Annotated in this window: 25 protein-coding genes and 1 tRNA gene; 16 read left to right on the top strand and 10 right to left on the bottom strand. The window is 42.4% G+C overall.

Annotated elements, in window-relative coordinates; translation table 11 throughout:
* The first annotated feature begins 49 nt into the window (after positions 1 to 49).
* Positions 50 to 985: a LysR family transcriptional regulator gene (locus tag M1F03_RS04805; RefSeq protein WP_154623969.1), complete on the top strand. Its 936-nt coding sequence runs from the start codon at positions 50 to 52 to the stop codon at positions 983 to 985.
* On the opposite strand, the gene M1F03_RS04800 is transcribed toward M1F03_RS04805, so the two are convergent.
* On the bottom strand, positions 959 to 1879 hold the full coding sequence (locus tag M1F03_RS04800; RefSeq protein WP_154623970.1) for a LysR family transcriptional regulator: 921 nt from the start codon (positions 1877 to 1879) through the stop codon (positions 959 to 961). The genes M1F03_RS04805 and M1F03_RS04800 overlap by 27 nt on opposite strands.
* Before the next feature lie 122 nt (positions 1880 to 2001).
* Here M1F03_RS04800 and M1F03_RS04795 point away from each other — a divergent pair, with 122 nt between their 5' ends.
* The gene (locus tag M1F03_RS04795) at positions 2002 to 2874 is read left to right on the top strand and encodes an MBL fold metallo-hydrolase (protein WP_251465226.1); all 873 of its coding nucleotides are present in this window, start codon (positions 2002 to 2004) and stop codon (positions 2872 to 2874) included.
* A gap of 68 nt (positions 2875 to 2942) precedes the next feature.
* Positions 2943 to 3587, top strand: coding sequence for a DsbA family protein (locus M1F03_RS04790; RefSeq protein ID WP_247046755.1), 645 nt, complete (start codon positions 2943 to 2945; stop codon positions 3585 to 3587).
* A 28-nt stretch (positions 3588 to 3615) separates the two neighbouring features.
* Here M1F03_RS04790 and M1F03_RS04785 read toward each other — a convergent pair whose 3' ends face one another.
* Positions 3616 to 4431: an A24 family peptidase gene (locus M1F03_RS04785; protein WP_318840089.1), complete on the bottom strand. Its 816-nt coding sequence runs from the start codon at positions 4429 to 4431 to the stop codon at positions 3616 to 3618.
* Between the two features lie 280 nt (positions 4432 to 4711).
* On the opposite strand from M1F03_RS04785, the gene rsmE reads away from it, so the two are divergent.
* The 9 genes from rsmE (at position 4712) to hemW (ending at position 11458) form a co-directional block, all read left to right on the top strand.
* Positions 4712 to 5443, top strand: a complete 732-nt coding sequence (gene rsmE / locus M1F03_RS04780; RefSeq protein WP_154624088.1) for a 16S rRNA (uracil(1498)-N(3))-methyltransferase — start codon at positions 4712 to 4714, stop codon at positions 5441 to 5443.
* A gap of 9 nt (positions 5444 to 5452) precedes the next feature.
* Positions 5453 to 6400: a glutathione synthase gene (gene gshB, locus M1F03_RS04775; protein WP_154624087.1), complete on the top strand. Its 948-nt coding sequence runs from the start codon at positions 5453 to 5455 to the stop codon at positions 6398 to 6400.
* Between the two features lie 79 nt (positions 6401 to 6479).
* Positions 6480 to 7043: a YqgE/AlgH family protein gene (locus tag M1F03_RS04770; protein ID WP_154624086.1), complete on the top strand. Its 564-nt coding sequence runs from the start codon at positions 6480 to 6482 to the stop codon at positions 7041 to 7043.
* A complete protein-coding gene (gene ruvX / locus M1F03_RS04765; protein WP_154624085.1) occupies positions 7043 to 7462 on the top strand; it encodes a Holliday junction resolvase RuvX in 420 nt (139 codons plus the stop codon). Before M1F03_RS04770 ends, ruvX begins: the two co-directional genes overlap by 1 nt.
* 123 nt (positions 7463 to 7585) lie before the next feature.
* The gene (locus tag M1F03_RS04760; RefSeq protein ID WP_154624084.1) at positions 7586 to 8281 is read left to right on the top strand and encodes a YggS family pyridoxal phosphate-dependent enzyme; all 696 of its coding nucleotides are present in this window, start codon (positions 7586 to 7588) and stop codon (positions 8279 to 8281) included.
* A gap of 10 nt (positions 8282 to 8291) precedes the next feature.
* Positions 8292 to 9113, top strand: a complete 822-nt coding sequence (gene proC / locus M1F03_RS04755; protein WP_154624083.1) for a pyrroline-5-carboxylate reductase — start codon at positions 8292 to 8294, stop codon at positions 9111 to 9113.
* A gap of 18 nt (positions 9114 to 9131) precedes the next feature.
* A complete protein-coding gene (locus M1F03_RS04750; RefSeq protein WP_154624082.1) occupies positions 9132 to 9716 on the top strand; it encodes a YggT family protein in 585 nt (194 codons plus the stop codon).
* A gap of 16 nt (positions 9717 to 9732) precedes the next feature.
* On the top strand, positions 9733 to 10326 hold the full coding sequence (locus M1F03_RS04745; RefSeq protein WP_154624081.1) for an XTP/dITP diphosphatase: 594 nt from the start codon (positions 9733 to 9735) through the stop codon (positions 10324 to 10326).
* On the top strand, positions 10319 to 11458 hold the full coding sequence (gene hemW / locus M1F03_RS04740; RefSeq protein WP_154624080.1) for a radical SAM family heme chaperone HemW: 1140 nt from the start codon (positions 10319 to 10321) through the stop codon (positions 11456 to 11458). The genes M1F03_RS04745 and hemW overlap by 8 nt, the downstream gene beginning before the upstream one ends.
* A gap of 49 nt (positions 11459 to 11507) precedes the next feature.
* Here hemW and M1F03_RS04735 read toward each other — a convergent pair whose 3' ends face one another.
* The 5 genes from M1F03_RS04735 to trmB all read right to left on the bottom strand — a co-directional run bounded on the left by M1F03_RS04735 (position 11508) and on the right by trmB (position 15517).
* A complete protein-coding gene (locus tag M1F03_RS04735; RefSeq protein ID WP_154624079.1) occupies positions 11508 to 12458 on the bottom strand; it encodes a siderophore ABC transporter substrate-binding protein in 951 nt (316 codons plus the stop codon).
* A gap of 209 nt (positions 12459 to 12667) precedes the next feature.
* Entirely contained in the window at positions 12668 to 13393 is a 726-nt protein-coding gene (locus M1F03_RS04730; RefSeq protein WP_154624078.1) for a DUF2884 family protein, read from the bottom strand.
* A 37-nt stretch (positions 13394 to 13430) separates the two neighbouring features.
* The gene (gene glsB / locus M1F03_RS04725) at positions 13431 to 14357 is read right to left on the bottom strand and encodes a glutaminase B (protein ID WP_196713847.1); all 927 of its coding nucleotides are present in this window, start codon (positions 14355 to 14357) and stop codon (positions 13431 to 13433) included.
* 111 nt (positions 14358 to 14468) lie between these two features.
* The gene (locus tag M1F03_RS04720; RefSeq protein ID WP_163860759.1) at positions 14469 to 14798 is read right to left on the bottom strand and encodes a YggL family protein; all 330 of its coding nucleotides are present in this window, start codon (positions 14796 to 14798) and stop codon (positions 14469 to 14471) included.
* Positions 14798 to 15517 carry a tRNA (guanosine(46)-N7)-methyltransferase TrmB gene (gene trmB / locus M1F03_RS04715; protein ID WP_154624076.1) on the bottom strand — a complete coding sequence of 240 codons (720 nt, stop codon included), beginning with the start codon at positions 15515 to 15517 and terminating at the stop codon, positions 14798 to 14800. The genes M1F03_RS04720 and trmB overlap by 1 nt, the downstream gene beginning before the upstream one ends.
* 406 nt (positions 15518 to 15923) lie before the next feature.
* On the opposite strand from trmB, the gene mutY reads away from it, so the two are divergent.
* From mutY to M1F03_RS04695, 4 genes are all read left to right on the top strand, one after another.
* On the top strand, positions 15924 to 16988 hold the full coding sequence (mutY, locus tag M1F03_RS04710; RefSeq protein ID WP_251465224.1) for an A/G-specific adenine glycosylase: 1065 nt from the start codon (positions 15924 to 15926) through the stop codon (positions 16986 to 16988).
* Positions 16988 to 17257: an oxidative damage protection protein gene (locus M1F03_RS04705; protein WP_154624074.1), complete on the top strand. Its 270-nt coding sequence runs from the start codon at positions 16988 to 16990 to the stop codon at positions 17255 to 17257. The genes mutY and M1F03_RS04705 overlap by 1 nt, the downstream gene beginning before the upstream one ends.
* A 54-nt stretch (positions 17258 to 17311) precedes the next feature.
* Complete coding sequence (gene mltC, locus M1F03_RS04700; RefSeq protein ID WP_251465223.1) at positions 17312 to 18385, top strand: membrane-bound lytic murein transglycosylase MltC; 1074 nt, start codon at positions 17312 to 17314, stop codon at positions 18383 to 18385.
* 189 nt (positions 18386 to 18574) lie between these two features.
* Positions 18575 to 18650 (top strand) — tRNA-Phe (locus M1F03_RS04695).
* A 233-nt stretch (positions 18651 to 18883) separates the two neighbouring features.
* Here the strand turns inward: M1F03_RS04695 and M1F03_RS04690 are convergent.
* The 3 genes from M1F03_RS04690 to M1F03_RS04680 form a co-directional block, all read right to left on the bottom strand.
* The gene (locus M1F03_RS04690) at positions 18884 to 19954 is read right to left on the bottom strand and encodes a tyrosine-type recombinase/integrase (RefSeq protein WP_000654298.1); all 1071 of its coding nucleotides are present in this window, start codon (positions 19952 to 19954) and stop codon (positions 18884 to 18886) included.
* Positions 19955 to 19969: 15 nt separating this feature from the next.
* Entirely contained in the window at positions 19970 to 21619 is a 1650-nt protein-coding gene (locus tag M1F03_RS04685) for a TraI domain-containing protein (protein WP_223302950.1), read from the bottom strand.
* Between the two features lie 118 nt (positions 21620 to 21737).
* Entirely contained in the window at positions 21738 to 22064 is a 327-nt protein-coding gene (locus M1F03_RS04680) for a hypothetical protein (protein ID WP_012368427.1), read from the bottom strand.
* Between the last annotated feature and the right edge of the window lie 133 nt (positions 22065 to 22197).

Here is a 22197-nt window from a genome sequence, read left to right as displayed (position 1 = left end):
CTATTTTGCTAAAATCTATTCATTTCTGATATAGGATGGTCAATACACTATGCAAACTCTCTCTTGGCGACACCTTGAAATTTTTCGTGCAGTTATGACCACCCCAAATCTGACGGAAGCCGCGTTATTGCTGAACACTTCACAGCCGACGATTAGTCGAGAGTTGGCTCGCCTAGAACACCTACTACAATTTAAATTATTTGATCGTATCAAAGGCCGATTACGCCCTACAGCACAAGGGCTACGTTTTTTTGAAGAAGTTGAACGTTCATATTATGGCTTAGAGCGAATAAAAAATTCAGCACAAACGATCCGGCGCTTTGATAATACACAGCTCTCGGTTATTTGCTTACCGGCTTTTGCTCAATCTTTACTGCCAAATGTATGTCAAACCTTCATGGCTGATTACCCAGACGTCAGTCTTACCGTGATCCCACAAGAATCTCCGATTCTGGAAGAATGGCTCTCTGCACAGCGTTATGATTTTGGTTTAACTGAGCATTTACAACCCCCTCCAGGTACCGAACAACTCACATTAGGGTCACTTAATGAAGTGTGTGTATTGCCAGCAGGACACCCTCTTGAAAAGAAAGGAATGCTAACGCCTACTGATTTTCTGCATCAACCTTTTATTAGTCTTTCGCTGACAGATAGCTATCGGCAACTGATCGATACCATTTTTACCCAACATCAAATCGAAAGAAAAATGGTGATGGAAACTCATTCTGCATCCTCTATCTGTGCAATGGTTCTCAAAGGCATTGGTATTTCTATCGTGAATCCAATAACAGCATTGGATTTCCACCAGCAGTCCGCAGGTAAATTAATTATTCGCCCATTAAGTTTTTCAATTCCTTTTACTGTGAGTTTCATTAAGCCTGTTCATCGCCCGTCATCACAACTCTCTGATATCTTCACTCAATATTTAAAAGCGTCATTTGCTCAAACTGAGCGTGATTTAAGCGCCGCGTTGCTGCATCAATGACAACCAATATTCAGAGGTGGCAAACCAATGACCCAGAAAATCCAATACGGCTCTTAATGTTGTCGGCATGTTTTGACGGCTAGCATATACTGCATAAATACCTAACGGCTGAGGTTGGTAATCAGGTAATAGTTGAATTAACTCGCCTGACTCCAGATATTTTTTGACGGACAAATAAGGTTGCAGTGTAATTCCCGCCCCATTTAGCGCCGCTTGCGCTAAAAAGACAGATTCATCGGCACTGAGACGCCCCCCGACCAATACAGAAAAAGGCTCATTCGCTTTTTCAAAATGCCAAAGGCTACGACCAAAAAAATGGTAAGTTAGACACTCTAAGGGCGCTAGATCCTCTGGTTTAGTAGGGAGTTTTTTATCTTTTAAGTAAGATGGCGCAGCACACACCACAGAATGGCAAGTTGAAAGTGGCTTGGCGATCAGACTGGGTTCTAATTGGTTAGTAATTCGTATCGCAACATCAATGCGCTCTTCAATCAGGTTCACCGATTTATTCGTCACACTGAGGTCAATTGCCATATTCGGATAAGAGTGTAAAAACTCCGTTATCGCAACCGAGAGGGCCTGACTGGCAATAGATTGGGCGCAACTAATACGCACTAACCCTGATAGCTGATTCGCATCATGCTGTTGTTGAACAGGTAACGTCTGAGAAAGTGCATTCAATTTTAACGCTTGCTGATAAACGCCCTCACCAGCCGATGTTAAACTTAATCTTCTTGTCGTGCGATTTAACAAGCGTACTCCCGCCCACTGCTCCATTTCAGCCAAATAGCGAGTTACCATTGCCCTCGACATATCCAATTTATCAGCAGCACCACTCATACTGCCCTGCTCAACAATACTAATAAACACTTGAACCGCTGTGAGTCTATCCATCTATTTGACCGATTTATGCAACAAACATTTGCTAATTATGACGTTTTTCTCATCATTATTGCAATTTAATATACATCTCATCGAACCAAACACGAAACAAAGATAATAATGAGGAATAAAGAATGAAACTCCGCACCGTCGCTCTAACGGCATTCGTTACACTAACGACCGCATTTACCCAAGCCGCAACACTAAAACTGGATGTGTATAATCCCGGAAATAACAGCATCTTCCCTGTCTCTTCTGAAATCATCAGCGGCGATAAAGAAGTGATACTAATAGACGCGCAATTCCAAAAAAACGATGCTCAAGCGCTTGTTAACCAAATCAAAGCGCTCAATAAAACGCTAACAACCATTTATATCAGCCATTCTGACCCAGATTATTACTTTGGGTTAGACACCATTATTAAAGCGTTTCCCGATGCAAAAGTGGTCGCAACCCAAGAAACTGTCGAAGCTATCAAAGCGTCAAAAGAGAGTAAACTCGCGTACTGGCGGACAATACTGAAAGATGAAGCGCCAACAGCTCTCATTGTTCCCGATGTAATACAAGGAGACCGTTTTACTATCGAAGGTAAAACATTATTGATTAAAGGAAGTGATGGCCCAGCCCCTGAACGTACTTATGTTTGGATCCCATCACTGAAGGCTGTTGTCGGTGGTGTCGTTGTCTCGGACAACATTCACGTTTGGGTTGCAGATACGCAAACCAAAGAGTCACGCCAACATTGGCAACAAACGTTAGAAAATATTCAGGCTTTGAACCCTAAGATTGTTGTACCGGGGCACTTTACAGGAAATTCAAAAAGGGATCTAACGTCAGTCACCTTCACCCAAAATTATTTAAAGACTTTTGAAACAATGGCTGAACAAAGTCAGGATGCCAAAATGTTAACGAGTAAAATGGAACAGGCTTACCCAAATCTTGATGACAAATCGAGTTTAGAACTAAGCGCTAAAGTTATTAAAGGCGAGATGCAGTGGCCACAATAAGCTCATTTTGATTGGTCTATTCCCATAAAAATAGACCAATCAAACCAAACAAAACCTAAGGATGACCGATGAATAAAATCACTCTACATTATATTTATGACCCCCTGTGTGGCTGGTGCTATGGTGCTTCACCACTTATCCAAATTGCCAATACCCATCCTGATATTGCTTTAGCACTACATGGTGGAGGTATGCTCGCTGGCACTTCACGCCTACAGATGGATAGCCAATTTCGTGAACATATCATCCAGTCCGATAAACGTATTGCAGCCATGACAGGGCAAACTTTTGGTGAGGGTTATTTAGCCATGTTGCATGAGCCTGACCTCATACTTGACTCAGCCCCTCCGTTGTTAGCAATACTGGCGGCCGAAAAACAGCATCAAGCACTTGCTATGTTGCAAGCCATACAGCAAGCGCATTATATTTCTGGGCGCCATATCAGCGACCCTAAAATATTATCAGAAATCGCACGGGAAATTGGGTTAGATACCACACAATATCTTTCAGACTATGCACAATTCACAGGTGAAAAGCTGCATTGTCACATTCAGCATAGCCGCCAATTACTGACACAATCAAACTCGTCAGGGTTCCCTACTTTACTCATAAAACAATCGGATAAATGGCTACGCATTCCACTACAGAACTACTTAGGTGAGCCGAAAAAATGGCAGCATTTTTTAGATTCTTTAGTGGCTGAAAATCAATGATAAGTCACTCATTTGTAGCATCGATGAGTCATGAGTTTATCAACAGAAAAAATAACCAATAATTTGCGCTGATAATAATTGCAGGGCCAAATGGAATATGGGTGATTGTTTTATGCCGATAAAAGAGATAAACACCCCCATAATAAGCACAACCAAGGCCCGCTGCCAAAGCAAAAAACTTAGGTAAATCCATAAGGCCCAACCATGCATCGCAAGCGGCTATAAGCTTAAAATCGCCTCTCCCCATTTGTGGGGATTGCCGAATTTTTTCCACCATAGTGGTTATCAACATAATAGAGAGGTAACTGACCACCACGGCATAAATTGCTGAAACGACATTGCCTTGAGAAGCACATGTTTGATACAGCAAGCCTATCCATAGTAAGGGATAAGTTAACACATCCGGTAAATAACCTATTTTAATATCAATAATAAACAAACTAACAATTAAATTATAAAAAACACTCAATAAAATAATTAAAATCACTTCATGATTAAATAAAAAAACACTCACAACCAAATGTAAATAGACTAAATACAACCATTTACTACTAATATTAATTTCATTCTCATTAAAATACTTAACAGGTATATTCTTTAGAATCCATCGTGTGATTTTTACTGATAAAACAAGGATAAAAAGCAAGAACAAAAGTTTATAACCACATGTATTTAATAAAAAATAACCTTCAACACCGACACCTGTTCTTATGGGACAAAAATAATTTCGACATACGGTAAAAAATGAAAAAATAGGTGCCATAACACTATCAATATAACCAAACGATAATATAGATAAATTATGGATAATTTTTTGGTAGAGCCTTTCAACAAGTAATATCACATGTTCTCCTTATTCCCTTATGGAGTCATAGATGAATATACCGTAACTTTATGGTTCCCCCTACACTATTATTCCGACAAAAATGCTCGCTTTATCCATTATAATTCTACATAGCTTTGCATAGTTGACGGCTATTCACTCAACAAATACAACTCAAACCAGACTACAAAAATTTATGAGATCACGATAAACTAAGACACTAACCTTGTTTTTGGGGATTTCCCCCCCATATTTTCACTTTGTTATCGGTATTTTAACCTTGTATTTTTAAGGAAACCTTATGCGCATCCCACGCATTTATCACCCAGAGCCACTACACATTAACACAACAATCGCTCTTGGCGATGATGCAGCCAATCATGTCGGGCGCGTACTTCGTATGACCGCTGGCCAAAAACTGGAACTGTTTGATGGCAGTAATCAGGTATTTTGCGCTGAAATAGTAGAAGCCACAAAAAAGAAAGTCTCCGTCGATGTCATCAGCGGTCATCTTGATGACAGAGAGTCTCCATTGGATTTACACCTTGGGCAAGTGATCTCTCGCGGAGAAAAAATGGAATTTACGATTCAAAAATCAGTAGAACTGGGTGTTAATACAATCACGCCTTTATTATCTGAACGTTGCGGTGTTCGACTTGATGCGGAAAGATTTGAAAAAAAATTACAACAATGGCAAAAAATTGCTATTGCCGCCTGTGAGCAATGTGGCCGCAACCGTATACCAGAAATTCGGCCTATTCAGTCACTTGAGACATGGTGCGCTGAAAATGATGGGGCGTTTAAAGTGAATTTGCACCCAAGAGCAACACAAAGCATCAATACATTACCGGCCGAATTAAATAAAGTTCGACTGTTAATCGGCCCTGAAGGTGGGCTGAGTGAAGACGAAATCGCCATGACAGCAAATTATCAATTTACTGATATTTTACTTGGGCCAAGGGTATTAAGAACTGAAACGACTGCGCTCACTGCAATCACTGCACTGCAAGTGCGCCTAGGTGATCTAGGTTAAGGAGAAAAAATGATCAAGCTCGGTATAGTAATGGATCCAATTTCATCCATTAAAATCAAAAAAGATACTAGTTTTGCTATGATGCTGGAAGCTCAACGTCGTGGTTATGAAATCCATTATATGGAGATGAACGACCTCTATCTGTATCAAGGTGAAGCGCGCGCAACAACAAAAACGGTCACGGTCGAAGAGAACCCAAATAATTGGTATCAATTTACATCTGAGCAAGATATTGCGCTTGGCGATCTAGACGCCATTCTCATGCGTAAGGATCCACCTTTCGACACAGAGTTCATCTACGCCACCTATATTCTTGAAAGAGCAGAACAGGCTGGTGCACTGATCGTCAATAAGCCACAAAGCTTACGTGACTGTAATGAAAAGCTGTTTACTGCGTGGTTCCCAGAGTTAACGCCTGACACGCTTGTGACTCGTAATGCTAAACAATTACGCGAATTCCATCAAAAACACGGCGATGTCATCTTCAAGCCTCTTGATGGTATGGGTGGAGCTTCTATTTTCCGCTTGAAACAAGATGATCCTAACGTTGGCGTGATTATTGAAACGCTCACCGAACATGCGACACGTTATTGCATGGCTCAGAACTATCTCCCCGCGATTAAAGATGGCGATAAACGCGTACTCGTCGTTGATGGAGAACCAGTACCTTACTGTCTCGCCCGTATTCCCGCACAAGGGGAAACACGAGGAAACTTAGCGGCTGGTGGCCGAGGTGAAGCACGCCCATTAAGTGAAAGTGATTGGGCAATCGCCCGTGCTGTTGCACCAACATTGAAAGCAAAAGGCTTATACTTTGTTGGTTTGGATATTATTGGTGACAGACTGACTGAAATTAACGTCACCAGCCCAACCTGTGCGCGCGAAATTGAAGCCGCTTACAATATATCGATTACAGGTATGTTGATGGACGCAATTGAGCGTGATATCAAAAAGTAGCACTCTACTTATAAGAAAAGACCTACAATAGGTCTTTTCTTCAAAATATCGACTAAAAGAGGTTATAAGCCAAATAGTTATGAACTTACAGAACCATTTTTTGATAGCAATGCCAACACTCACCGACCCTTATTTTGAGCAATCCGTTGTTTATGTGTGCGAGCACAACGAAAAGGGTGCGATGGGAATTGTCATTAATAAACCAATTGATGATTTTTCCGTCAGCGCTATGCTCGAAAAATTAGAAATCACCATTTCAACGAGTACTAATGCGAGCAACCTAGCAAAACCGGTGATTGCTGGTGGCCCTGTCGCGGAAGAACATGGTTTTATTCTTCATACACCAATTAAAGGCTTTGCTTCAAGTTTGCACCTCAATGACAATATGATGGTGACAACGTCCAAAGATATTTTAGAAACGCTAGGTAATGATCAGCATCCAATGCAATCACTCGTCGCGCTGGGTTATGCCAGTTGGGAGCCAGGCCAACTGGAAAGTGAAATCATGGAAAATAGTTGGCTAACGGTTGAGGCTATCCCTGAATTAGTGTTTGATACCCCTATCAAAGATCGCTGGCAGGCAGCGGCAAATCTGCTAGGGATTAACATTCATACTATTTCTATGCAAGCAGGACACGCATAATGTCGAGCAGAACACTTATCGCCTTTGATTTTGGCACTAAAAGTATCGGTGTCGCCGTAGGGCAAGAAATTACAGGAACAGCTCGTTCGCTCGCCTCACTAAAAGCCAATGATGGACGCCCTGATTGGCAACAAATAGAAAAACTATTGCAAGAATGGCAACCCCAATTGGTGATTGTTGGCCTGCCTTTAAATATGGATGGTACCGAGCAACTGGTCACCAGCCAAGCACGTAACTTTGCCAATCGTATTCATGGCCGCTTTGGCGTCAAAGTCGAATTGCATGACGAACGCCTTTCTACCGTTGCGGCAAAAGCGGAACTCTTTGAGCGCGGTGGTTACCGAGCACTGAGTAAAGGTAAAGTGGATTCCGCTTCCGCAGTTGTTATCTTAGAAAGTTGGTTTGAACAGCACCTTTAAGATGACCGTTTTCTTTCGAAATGTAATTTTTTTCAATCTATACACGCAAAGGTGCCGTTATCGAGCAATATGCTTTACACTATGGGGATTATGATTATCCACCTAATGTAATTGAACAGAATAATGACCATTCAAAGTAATATCTCTGATGTAAAAGCTCGCATTGAACGAGCGGCTGCTGAATGCCATCGCTCTTCACAAGACATAACACTGCTTGCTGTCAGTAAAACCAAGCCTTGTGACGCCATTTTGGCGGCAATTGAGGCTGGACAGCGTCAGTTCGGTGAAAATTATGTTCAAGAAGGTGTTGAGAAAATACAATTTTTTGCGGATAGGCAAGATCTTGTGTGGCACTTTATCGGCCCATTACAATCCAATAAGAGCCGCCTCGTTGCTGAACATTTTGACTGGTTCCATACCTTAGATCGGCAGAAAATCGCCCAGCGTCTTAATGATCAACGACCAAGCACTAAAGCACCATTAAATGTATTAATCCAAATTAATATCAGTGATGAAAATAGCAAATCAGGCATAAAACTAGAACAATTGGCTGATCTGGCGAAGCAAGTTAGCCAAATGCCAAATTTAGTTTTTCGTGGTTTGATGACAATTCCAGCTCCCGAAACCGACTATCAACGCCAATGCGAAGCCTTTCGCAAAATGGAGCAAGCCTATAAACAATTACAAATTCACTACCCTAGCGTTGATACTTTGTCGATGGGAATGACTGATGATATGACCGCCGCTATCCATTGTGGTTCAACCCTTGTTCGAATCGGAACAGCGATTTTTGGTGCCCGTGACTATCACAATGTATAAGGAGAACAGCATGCAACATCGCAAAATTGCCTTTATTGGGGCCGGAAACATGGCCCACGCTATTATTGCGGGACTGGTTAACCATGGCTATCCAGCCTCGATGATCACCGTCTGCTCACCAACACCGACTCGCCGCGATAAGATTGCCGAACAATATGGTGTTATTAGTCATAGTGATAATTTGTCAGCAGTACAACAAGCCGATGTGGTGGTACTCGCAGTCAAACCACAAATGATGGAAGAGGTCTGCCAACCGTTACAAAAAGAGGTTGATTTTAGCCAGAAGCTGGTACTGACCATTGCCGCGGGGATCCCTGCCCATCGTTACTCTGATTATTTAGCTCAGCCATTACAATTGGTGCGCATTATGCCAAATACACCGTCACTGGTTGGTAAAGGTGTGAGTGGTTTGTTTACTGAAAGTCATATTAACGCAGAAGACAAGCAATTCGCAGAACAGTTGATGCAGAGTGTTGGCTCAACGATTTGGTGTGAACAAGAGCAAGAAATTAACCGTATTATTGCAATCACAGGTAGCTCACCAGCCTACTTTTTCCTGTTTATGGAATCTATGCAGCAAGAGGCTGAAAAGCTCGGTTATAGTGCAGAACAAGCACGCCAATTAGTCTTAGATGCCGCTGAAGGTGCAATTGCACTCGCCAAATCACAGAATGATACCGCCTTTGCCACTTTGCGTGAGCAAGTCACCTCGAAAGGGGGAACAACCGCAATGGCATTGGCTCAATTTTATGATCAAGGTCTTCCGCAAACGGTAGCAAAAGCGATGCAGAGTGCTATCTCACGAGCAGAAGAAATGGAAAAACTTTTTTAATTAACAGTGGGACGAGACATGCAGACCTTACTTTTTGTCGTAACAACTCTTATTCAACTTTATATTTTTGTTCTGCTGCTACGTGTATGGATGCAGTGGGTACGAGCCGATTATTACAACCCGTTCTCACAGTTTGTGGCAAAGATAACTAAGCCTATTGTTATACCATTGCGTCGTCTTATTCCTGCTATTGGCCCTATCGATACCGCATCTGTTGTGGTTGCATTTATCTTAGCGCTAGTGAGCATTGTTGTCAGTTTATCACTCACAAACACATTGCCAATTCTCGGGATCACCGTCATTCCTATTGGTATTATTTTGTTATTAACCTATGCAGGTAAACTGATCTTTTGGATGATTTTAATCAGAGCCATCATGAGCTGGGTGAGCCAAGGCCGCAACTCTGTTGATTACCTACTGTACCAATTAACAGAGCCTTTAATGGCGCCAATCCGTCGTATCATCCCTGCAATGGGTGGGTTAGATTTCTCTGCAATGATTGTGATGTTTATCTTGATTGCTCTAAATTATCTGCGTTTAGATGTGTCACTTATGATTGACCCAACATTGACGGGTATTCTCTACTCTATCGGTGTGATGTAATAAAGAGTCATTAATAATGCAAAAAGTTGTTTTAGCAACCGGCAATCCGGGAAAAGTGAATGAACTTGCAGACCTACTACGTGATTTTGGTATGGATATTGTTGCCCAAACTTCACTCGGTGTGGAGTCTGTTGAGGAAACAGGGCTAACATTCATTGAAAATGCGCTCTTAAAAGCTCGTCATGCATCTAAACACACAGGGCTTCCTGCGATTGCTGATGATTCAGGTATCTCAGTAGATGCCCTCGGTGGTGCACCTGGCATCTACTCCGCACGCTATGCTGGAGAAGATGCCAGTGATGAACAAAACCTGCATAAATTACTGGATGCCATGAAATCAGTGCCTGATGGCCAACGTCAGGCACAATTTAATTGTGTGTTAGTGTATCTACGCCATGCAGAAGACCCAACGCCACTGGTGTTTCATGGTCGCTGGCAAGGAGTGATTACCCATAAGCCTTGTGGACAAGGGGGTTTTGGCTATGACCCTATTTTTTATGTTCCCGAACTGAATTGTACTTCAGCCGAACTCACTAAAGCTGAAAAACAAGCTGTTTCACACCGAGGTAAAGCGTTAGCAATGCTATTGGATGCACTCAAAAATGCTTAAGCTCCCCCCTCTTAGTCTGTATATCCATATTCCTTGGTGTGTACAAAAGTGCCCATATTGTGATTTTAACTCACATACTCTGAAGGGGGAGATCCCCCAACAAGAGTATGTTGAGCACCTATTACATGATTTAGAAAATGACGCCAAATTAATCGGTGATCGCACCATCAAAACTATTTTTATTGGTGGTGGCACCCCGAGTCTCTTAAGTGCCGAGTCAATGCAATCACTCATGGACGGTGTACGACAACGCGTTAACCTTTCTCCAGATGCTGAAGTCACGATGGAGGCCAATCCCGGAACCGTAGAGGCGGATCGTTTTTCAGGTTATCAAAAAGCCGGTATCAACCGAATCTCAATAGGCGTACAAAGCTTTGGTAACGATAAACTAATCACACTAGGACGGATCCATGGTGCCGAAGAAGCTAAGCGGGCAGCTAAGCTCGCAACCCAACTCAATCTACGTAGTTTTAACTTAGATTTAATGCATGGGTTACCTTCACAAACCCGAGATGAAGGGTTATCGGATTTACGCCAAGCGATTGAATTAGCGCCACCTCATCTATCTTGGTATCAATTGACTATCGAACCTAATACACAGTTTGGTTCTCGTCCCCCAACGCTACCGGATGATGATACCTTGTGGGATATTTACTCAGAAGGTCATAAATTATTAATCGCCGCCGGCTATGAACAATATGAAACTTCAGCTTATGCTAAGCCTGGTTTTCAATGTGAACATAACCTTAATTATTGGCGGTTTGGTGATTACCTTGGTATCGGCTGTGGTGCTCATGGTAAGGTTTCATTCTCAGATGGGCGTATCTTGCGCACGATCAAAACCAAGCACCCTCGCGGCTATATGGAAGGACGTTATTTACAAAAATCCTATGACGTTGCTAACCAAGAGAGACCGTTTGAATACTTTATGAACCGCTTTCGGTTATTAGAAGCGATGCCTAGATGTGAATTTAGTGAGTATACTGGATTAGCTGAATCTGTAGTAAGAAGCTCAATTGATGAAGCGATTGCTAAAGGTTATATCACCGAAACTGAGCATGAGTGGCAGATGACCGAACACGGTAAATTATTTCTAAATTCATTATTAGAACTTTTTCTTAGTGAAGAATAGCCCCTTCAGCCAATATAAAAAAACCCACGCATGTCGTGGGTTTCTATCCTTATAATGCCTTAGCAACTTCGTTGACTTGTTCGGTCAAACTCACTAAGCCCCCACCGGATAAATACCACAGATCCGATTTAAGGTAGGTGATCTTACCATTTTTATATGCTTTCGTTTCTTGAATGTTTTGATCTTCAAAAACCGTTTTATCCAGCTTACCCGCCCCAATTGCTTCGCTACGATCCACAATTAAAATCACATCAGGATTTGCTTGTGCTATCGTTTTGGTATCAACAACGCGGCGCTTAGCTTTATCAGCCTCAGCAGGAGCAGGAAGCTCAACACGTTGTGCTTTCACAACATCATAAACAACACTTTGATTATTCGGGATTAGCTTGCCATCATTGTGTAGCAGTACTAACACGTTAGATTTCGATTGTTTCGCTTTTTCTTGTGCAGCAGCAATCGACTTATCCAGTTGTGCCAACTGTTCTTCTACCGCTTTTTGATTGCCATAAAGCTCACCAATTAGATTGATATTTGCTTTAACTGAATCAATATAATGCTTGCTATCTGTCCCTAAATTAACTGTTGGTGCAATCTTCGATAACGCTTCATAAGATTTGCCTTGACGGCCTGTAATCACGATAAGATCAGGCTTCAATTCAGCAATTTTATCCAAGTCTGGCTGCTTCATTCCACCTGCATTTTGCATCGTAGTTGGAATACTGCCTTTCACATATTCAGGTGCATTCCCTGTCGGCAAAGCCACCACTTTATCGCCTAATCCTAGCTTTTGCATGGAATCATAGATACCGAAATCGAATAAAACCACTTTCTGTGGCGCTTTATTCACTTCAGTTTCTCCAGACACATGTTTGATATTCACTTTTTCAGTGCCTTGTGCAATGACGGCATTTGGCGTAAAGACTGTCGATTCTGCACTCAGTGCATACGGCGCGGAAAAAGAAAGTAAGGAAACAAGTACAGCAGGAATGAATTTTTTCATATAAACAATACCAGTTAAGTCGCTAAACCAAACTCGCATTCTAGAGTGAGTTGTTAATAAGTCAATTAAATAAGAATCAATTTCATTTTGATTATTATTATTGATAAAAACATCACATTTTTGCAATAAAGATAATAGAAGGCAGCAATGCGATAAAAAACACGGCTACCTAACAATTTAATATGACTTAAAAAACGCCTATTCCGTTTTTACTTAAGCGCATTCATCAAGGCAATTCGTTGTTGTTCCAACGATGTCACTTTGCCGCAAACTTGCTGGCCAAATTGTTGGAAACTATTCTCTTGCTTTTTCCATTCTGCTTCTAAGTCTTGCTGCAAGCCACCTAGATTTCCAAGCAGTCCTTGTAAGGCCTTGCTGCTATCTCCACCTGAGAGTAGCTGTTTACGCCCCATTTCATTAATACTGTCTTGTAATATTCCCCCTAAGCTATCATTCACTAATTGACGCCCTTGAGTTTCAACTTTATTTATTGCGTCATGGTGAAAAGCATAGCCATTTGGGCGAGTTTCGATCACTTGGTTGATCTGCCCATTAAGGTCATTTTCTAATTTTGAGAGGCGCTTACGTACATTACTATCTTCTCCGATAACGCGTATGACCACTTTATCGAGCGTATTTTTTGATACGGACAGTTTCTGTTGGGTTTCCTGTTTAATCCATGGAAGATCATTGCGAACAGCCGTTTGGTAACGAATAGCCTGCTGCCTTTGCTGTTCAGTCAACGTAATGCTTTGACCATTAAGGGTCACATCACCATTTGGAGTGATTTTCAAATCACCACTGCGTCCGATAACTTGCACATTTTCAGGAGTCATAAAGATATCATCCTTAGGTGTCACTGAACATTTGTAGTCAGCGGCCTGACTGGTTGCACAAGCCAATAATGAGAATGCAATTAAAGTACGGCGTAACATAGTAACTCCTATTCGATCGTTTTATCTTTGGTGATAACTAGAACACTGAACGACCAATTCGTTTTGATAATAATTCTAACGCTGCACACCCCACCAGCGAGTTCCCTGCGGAATCTAGCTCGGGCGCCCATACCGCTACAGAGAACTGATTCGGTACAATGCAGACGATCCCACCGCCAACACCGGATTTTCCTGGCATGCCAATGCGAAAAGCAAACTCACCAGAGCCATCATACATACCACAAGTCATCATTAACGCATTAATTTGCCGTGATTGTAATGGCGTAATAATCGGGTCAACCGAGCAAGCTGAAACCCCTTGCGCAGTCAAATAAGAGAAACAGCGCGCTAGCTCTACACAGTTCATACTGAGAGAACAATAATGAAAGTAAGTTTCGAGAACTGTAAGGACATTATTCTCAAAATTACCAAAGGATTTCATTAAAAAAGCAATTGCGGCATTTCGGCTTGCATGCTCAAGTTCTGAACGCGCAACCTCAAGGTCATAGCTAATATCTGGTTCGCAAGCCAGTTTTCTGACAAACTCCAGCATACGTTGTTTCGGTGCACTTAGCCGTGATTGCAACATATCCGTAATCACGATGGCCCCTGCATTAATAAACGGGTTACGCGGAATACCTTTTTCCATTTCGATTTGGATCAAGGAATTGAAAGGTAAACCCGAGGGCTCTTTCCCAACTCGACTCCAAATTTCATCTTCTTCATAGCGCGTCATCGCCAAAGTCAAACTAAGCACTTTGGAAATCGATTGGATCGAAAAACGAGTTTGAGCATCTCCTGCCATAAAAGTCTCACCTTCTGCGGTGTGCACCGCAATCCCCAATTGATGAGGAGAGACTTTCGCTAATGCAGGAATGTAATCGGCAACTGCACCTTGACCAATCAATGGTCGCACTTGATCTAAAATATCATTCAATAGTTGATTAGAAAACAGACGACTCACTGCGCTTTACTCCAGAAAACAAAGGCATCCATTAAGGATGCCTTTGGTCGTAACAACCGTTAGAGTTCGTAAAACGAGGAAACCAAATAAATTGATTACCTAGTTAAGAACTTATTCCCACCAAACATCAAATAATTCAGACACAACGATGTCTTTCATGCCTTTTGATTTCAGCCAATTTTCCACGATTGCACGGTGTTCTTCGGTACACTTACCAATTTTTTGCAAGCAAACAATACCTTCCCAGCTCATATAGCCACTCGCTTCGAATGCTAAGCCATTCGGTTCAATCGCTTCCGCAATCAGTGCATCAACAGCACGATCTACTTCTTCAATTGGAGTGCCTTCTTCAAAACTCCATTTTACGATAAACCCTAACTCTTGGAATTCATCAATACGTAATTTTTTGCGTAAACGACGACTACGTTGTTGCTTAGCCATTATTTTGTCCTCTCAAACATTAAATCCCATACACCGTGCCCTAATCGCTGGCCACGCTTTTCAAATTTTGTTTCTGGTCGTGTTGCTGGACGAGGAACATAATCACCAGATGCTGATAAGTTTTTATACCCTTGCGCATGAGTCATCACTTCCAACATATGCTCTGCATAAGGCTCCCAATCCGTTGCCATATGAAAAACCCCACCTACAGCAAGTTTTGTGCGGATCTTATCAGCAAAAGGCCCCTGAACGATACGACGTTTATTATGTTTCGCCTTGTGCCATGGATCTGGGAAAAATAACTGAACCATCGATAAACTCTCATCTGGGATCATACGGTCCAAAACTTCAATTGCGTCATGGCACATCACACGCAAATTAGTCACATTCTCTTCTTTTGCTGAAGCAAGACATGCTCCAACCCCCGGCGCATGAACTTCAATTCCAAGAAAGTTTTTTTCAGGGTTTTGTGAAGCCATAGTGACCAAAGAGGCTCCCATCCCAAAACCTATCTCTAGCACAACAGGGTTTTGATTATTAAAAACCGCTGCAAGATCTAAAGGCTGTGCGACAAAATCGATACCCATTGCCGCCCATTCACTTTGTAGCGCATCTTCTTGGCGTTGCGTCAAACGCCCTTGGCGACGAACAAAGCTGCGAACGCGGCGCATAACCCGCCCTTCTTCATTATATTCTGGGGAGATGACGTTATTGATCATAATATAAAAATTCTACGAATTAATTGCCTAATCAAGTAAATAAGCGAAACATGACTGTATCTGTCTACTCTCTTCCATGTATCAGTAGCACAACGAATAAAATAGATTGCATACTCTAATTCCCTCAGTCCACTGAGAGGCTAACACCGATATCTCAAAGTGCGCAGATAGCGACACCACTAAGCTAGCTCAACAAGGTAGCCAAACAAAGTCCAACATCCGTGCAGCATAGCGAGTATATATTAAAGAGCAGGGAGTTTATCAAAACTCCACCAAAGTTACAGGTGAAAATTGGATAACTTTACACTCTAGCACACAATAAGCGGTTTACAGTGTGTTCGGTCTATGTTGCAATCCTGAGCATCACTGACTTTTAATAGAACTACCGATAAAAACAATATACTCAATGGAAGCTCAACAATTTTCGCTCGCCGTGCTTAACTGGTATCACAAATATGGACGTAAAACTTTGCCATGGCAAAAAGAAAAGACGTCCTATCATGTCTGGCTTTCCGAAGTCATGCTGCAACAAACCCAAGTAAGTACGGTTATCCCCTATTTTGAAAAGTTTATCAGCCGTTTTCCTGATGTCATCGCGCTCGCAAATGCCCCCCTCGATGAGGTATTACACCTTTGGACGGGTCTTGGTTACTATGCTCGTGCACGAAATTTACATAAAGCCGCAAAAGTGATTGCTGAACGTTTTCATGGTCAATTCCCAACTTCATTTGATGACGTTGTCGCTCTTCCCGGAGTTGGCCGTTCAACAGCAGGCGCTATCTTGTCGCTATCACAACAACAGCACTACCCAATTCTTGATGGTAATGTTAAACGAGTGCTTGCTCGTTGCTATGCTATTGCAGGATGGCCGGGAAAAAAAGAAGTGGAAAATCGCCTATGGGAAATCAGCGCTAAAGTCACCCCCAACGAAGGCGTGCAATTCTTTAACCAAGCCATGATGGATTTAGGCGCCATGGTATGTACCCGTAGTAAGCCTAAATGTGAATTATGCCCACTACAGTTAGGCTGCGTCGCATACGCCAACCATTCATGGCAAAACTATCCGGGTAAAAAACCGAAACAAAAAATTCCTGAAAAAACGGCTTGGTTCCTCATTCTGCAACACGGAGAACAGGTTTGGTTGGAACAACGTCCACCGTCAGGTATCTGGGGAGGCTTATTTGCTTTCCCGCAATTCGAAACACAGCAACAAATGCATGAATGGCTGGCGCAAACGGGGATCAAACATGACACTCCAGAACAATTAATTGCGTTTCGCCACACTTTCAGCCATTTTCATCTGGATATTATTCCTGTTAAAGTTAATATTCAGGCATTTACTTCAGCCATGGATGAAGGCAAAGGACTTTGGTATAACTTAAATCTCGGTGCAACAATCGGCCTAGCTGCGCCGGTTGAAAGCTTACTTCAACAGCTTGCCGTGCCGCCTGATATTCTGAGGAAACAATAATGAGTAGAACAATTTTTTGTACTTTTTTACAACGTGATGCTGAAGGACAAGATTTTCAGCTATATCCGGGTGAGCTAGGAAAACGTATTTTTAATGAAATTTCCAAAGAAGCTTGGGGTCAATGGATGGCCAAACAAACCATGCTGATCAACGAAAAAAAATTGAATACGATGAACCCTGATGATCGTAAAATGCTGGAACAAGAGATGATAAAGTTCCTATTTGAAGGACACGATATCCATATCGACGGCTATACACCTGAAAAATAATCAATCGGTCTACCTGTTATTCGGTAGACCATTAGCTTGAATACTGTGGAATGTATGAAAAAACTGTTAGCCCTAACACTGCTGGTGCCTCTACTCATCTCCTGCTCCAGCAAGAAAGAATCTGATTTTAATCCTAACTATGTGAAAGACACCAATGGGTTCGATATTCTTATGGGGCAATTTGCCCACAATATCGAAAATATTTGGGGGATCAAAGAAGTTCTTATTGCCGGTCCTAAAGACTATGTGAAATATACAGATGAGTATCGTACTCGGAGCCACATAAACTTTGATGAAGGGACTATCACAGTTGAAACCATTTCCGCCGTAGAGCCTTCAGAACATCTGAAAAAAGCCATCATCACAACCTTATTAATGGGTGATGATCCAAACTCCATTGACCTATACTCAGATATTAACGATATTCCTCACAGTAAAGAGCCGTTCTTATTTGGCCAGGTATTAGATAATACTGGCGAACCCATTCGCTGGGAATGGCGTGCAACTAAATACGCTGATTATCTAATTAATAATAAAATGCAGCGCCGGCAGTCAGGAATGAATATTGTCTGGTCTGTCACGATGCAACTCGTCCCTAACCACCTTGATAAACGTGCCCATAAATACCTGCCATTTATCAAAAAGGCTTCGGCTAAATATGGTGTCGATGAATCGCTTATTTTAGCCATTATGCAAATCGAATCGAGCTTTAACCCCTATGCAGTCAGCCGTTCTGATGCCTTAGGTCTAATGCAGATTATGCCAAACACGGCAGGAAAAGATGTTTTCCGTTCCCAAGGTAAATCAGGTGTACCAAGCCGTAGTTACCTCTTCGATCCAGAAAAAAATATCGATACCGGTACAGCTTACTTGGCAATTTTACAAAACAGTTATTTAGGCGACATTCAAAATGCAACCTCACGCCGTTATGCTGTCATCACGGCCTATAATGGCGGTGCAGGTAGCGTACTAAGAGTCTTCCATAGCGATAAAAAGGCCGCTGCACAAAAAATTAATCAATTGGAACCTGGTGAAGTCTATGAAACGTTGTCAACAAAACACCCAGCAGCCGAATCGCGTAACTATTTAATCAAAGTTAATAAAGCGCAAAAAAATTATCGTCGCTAACCTTGTCATTGTATGAACAGAAAACACTCGTTTAAGCCTAGCGCTTTCGAGTGTTTTTTATTTCATTGTCTTTTTATTATGCTAATTGTTCAATCGTTGGCTAACATGTTGAAAAAAAGCGCATCTGATAGAAAGTTTTTTGAATTCACCTTGACTCCCACAGTGAAATCAGGTTTAATACGCCTCGTTGCCCGGATAGCTCAGTCGGTAGAGCAGGGGATTGAAAATCCCCGTGTCCTTGGTTCGATTCCGAGTCCGGGCACCATCTTTCCTTTCGGAAATGGTGTAACCGTTTCCCTAGCACGGTCGCTGGAAGTGAGATCTCCAACGCTCGGTTAAAACTTGAATTTCAGTTGTAATCACGTTCATGACTTCTCACGTGGTTGACAATGATTTATCAAGTAAGGGTGTTTTCCTAGAACACCCTTCTCAATCAAATCCAGCTTATACACAAAGTTGATAAAATAGTCAACTTTGTGTAAATGTTTTTTATTTATATCACATCCTCTGTCTTTTTGATGCTAGCCTTGTAAGTTCACCACCTAATCCCATTGTTAAAAACTCACCTAACTCATTCTCCAAGATCCTGACTGTACTGTATGCATCCAGAGCAATATATTCCATAGTTGAAGAGAGACTACGGTGTCCTAACATCTGTTTCGTCAATTGCATATTACGTTCAGGATGTTTCATTAATGTCGTCGCCAGTGTATGTCTGAAACGATGGGGACTGACATGAAATCCACATTCCTTTGATAAACGACGGAAAAAAGAACGTATCGTCTGACTGAGTGGAGTTTCAGAGCGGGATAGTCGTTTATGATAAAGACGATGAACATCAAACAAAATATCGTTTTTATCCGCCCCGTGACAACGCATTTCCTCAACCAAGGGCGCCAGTAAACAACGTAGTGGCTGAACAAAAGCAATCTGATATTCCCGGTGATTTTTACTGCTTTCACTGCGCAATGTGATCGTACACTCCTCAAAATCCAGATCGCCAATATGCAGGTTAATCAGCTGGTTAAAACGAATAGCCGTCAGCCTCAGCGTTTCCAGCACAGCAAACCAGAATCGAGTGGGATAAACCGCACATGCCTGAAAGTGAGCCTGATCAGGTGGCAGCATATTTTCCTGTTGCTGAAATTGTTCCAGAATACGATAAATCGTTCTCAGTTGTGATTGTGTATAGACTTTTTTCTGTTTTTCACCCGGTTCAATTTGTGTTTCTGAGAACGGGTTTTCTTTAAGTGAAACAATCCCTTTTTTGATCCAATAATTATACAGAGACTGCATATGCCTGGTTTTTGTGTTCCATGTCCGTTCCCGGACTTTCTGAATATTCAGCTCATTTCTTCGCCATCTCAGCACATGCTCATGTGTCACTTCATCCGGTAGCGGTAACGCATTTTCACAAACTCCGCAATAACGCAGAAAAAGACGTACCATCTTACGGTATGTTTTCTCCGTATCCGGCCGTAATACTTTATTGTAAAAGTAATTACTCAGCATTTGCTCCCATACATCCACTTTCTGCTGATGTTCATCAGAACTGTGATTATCTTTCATAAACACCTCCTGCTTTTAACTTCCGACAATACGAATAAACAATGATTCCTCCGGCATATTCATGCCAAAAATCTGACGTCCTTTAATCATGTAACCATTGATTTTTTTATGGGATAACGTAATTAATGTTTTGTTATCACTCAGCGGATTCAGTTTTTCACCATAAATTCGAGCCCTGAAATGCCCTGTTTGTCGGGTATCATGACGAATAATCCGGTGCAATTTAAGGGATTCAAAAGAAGAAATAATATGGCCGATATCATCCGGATTTTTACCCGCCTCCTGTATGTACTGATAAAAAACAGCCGGACTCTGGCAAAACAAATACTCCATGACACAGTGAACCTTCGCATCCGGCGTATTTATTGCCAGTTTTCCGCCCAATAATCCGGACTTAAACCACGCCCAGAAAGCCTCTCCTTCATTTTTTATACTCAGACAGTTTTCGCGCTGTTCATCCTTCTCATCACGATTGCCCGTCTGAGTATCAGATAAGATTTCCGGCATTAAACCTGATAATTCAAGTGCATATTTCATATCCTCAGATAACGGAGGAGACATATCTGAGACAGTTTTTTCATCAGCAGAATCAAGTGCCCCATGGACAACCGCACCTTCTGCTTCTGCAACTACCATTAGCGGTATATCGCAGTGAATTCCGTTCTCTGTTTTTTCTGAAGTAACAGACTCCGGAGGCAATACAGATGTTACAGACGGAGTTTCAGGTTGTGGCTTTTGCGCCAATTCAGCAGGCGCCAATGACGCGATATCATTCTCCGGCTGCCCTGATAGCACTGAAGACGAAGCATCAGGCGCTGACATAGAAACAACGGAAGAAAATGCCGGCAATGCACCGGCGGGGAACGCAGCCAGAGCCTCATTCAGCACACGCTGTAAATCATTATCACCGTTTACCGGCTCGGTCACCACGTCAGACAACGCCTGAAGCGCCTTTGGTGTACCCGACAACCAGTGGATTACCTTCTCCGGTAATAGCCGGAAAGCCATCATGGCCCCCGTCGTCCGGCGAAAATGCGTCATATCCGGCACCGGCTCATGAAAGCGAAAACGATACGGTACGGTGGGCGCACTCATCCCCGGCTGCCACGCCGACAGGCTGTTCAGTTGTCCCTCAAACTGTGCCGTTAACGGTAACCAGTAAAACAGTCCGGTATAAAAAACACACACATTCCAGGCGCTGAACTGACGGCTCTGCTCTTCCGACGGAAGCCCGCGGGGCAGCATCTCTTTCTGGGACATCCGCATACACCAGGCTGTCGTATTCAGCGTTAAATCCAGCAATCCCCCTTCGCCGGCATATTTCCCGGTTTTTGATGCCGGCACACACTGAAGTCGTTCTGCCAGCGTCTGCAAAGGAGACAGGCAAAGTGCCCGGTACTGGTTATCCGGTAACGCTACCACCCGGCTGATTTGCTGTAACCAGTTTTGCCGCTGCGGTGTGGTCAGCAATACGTCAGCTGCCTGCGGTAAATAAAAGCCGTCACTGTCACGGATAAATAATGGCCTTTCCTGCGTGTTTCCCGGGGAAACACGCAATGTTTTCTCTTCCGCTTTCCGGGAAAGCGATTTACGAAACCACGGTAACATCGGTGTTACTGCCTCTTTAATTCGGTAAAAACAACAACGCAACATTAAATAAAACATAAATTATTTTAATATCAGGATAAGAATAAATAATAAATGCACCTTATTTTCATTACGTTAACTCATCCACAAAAATAATTCCGGCAACAAAACAGAAGATTACATGAATAATGTTTTATTATTCTGTCTCTGTCTGTTTCTGCTGCCAGGCACGGATGGCCTTTTCATACGCGTCCGCATTCACATGCTCCCGGGTCATTCCGCATTGCAGAATATTTTCCCGACCTGACCAGAAGCCCGCATTTCTGTTTCTTTCCACCAACTGACATTCCGTCAGGTAATAACGCCCCCACTCAGCCTGGCGCTGTTCATCCCAGACCAGGAAAACGCCCACAACCAGAATCAGTGGCAACAAAAGTCCGGCTGTGACAAAAAAAGGAAACAGAATTTCATTCCAAAAATCCTGAGCCCACTCCCTCACACCCTGCCCAAATTCACATCTCATCACACTCTCCCCCATCTCATTCAATGACGGCATCACGATAACAATGCGGGAATAAAACAAAAGCCGAAATTAGTTTTCCGAAAAAAATAAAAAAACCCGGTATCACTACCGGGTTTTCAGTCAGTTAAATCAG

Origin of the sequence: Providencia sp. PROV080 (assembly GCF_033688105.1) — a bacterium.
In the GTDB taxonomy this organism is placed as follows: Bacteria; Pseudomonadota; Gammaproteobacteria; order Enterobacterales; family Enterobacteriaceae; genus Providencia; species Providencia zhejiangensis.
The sequence above is the reverse complement of the archived record's forward strand: the minus strand, read 5'-3'. Positions and strand labels throughout refer to the sequence as shown.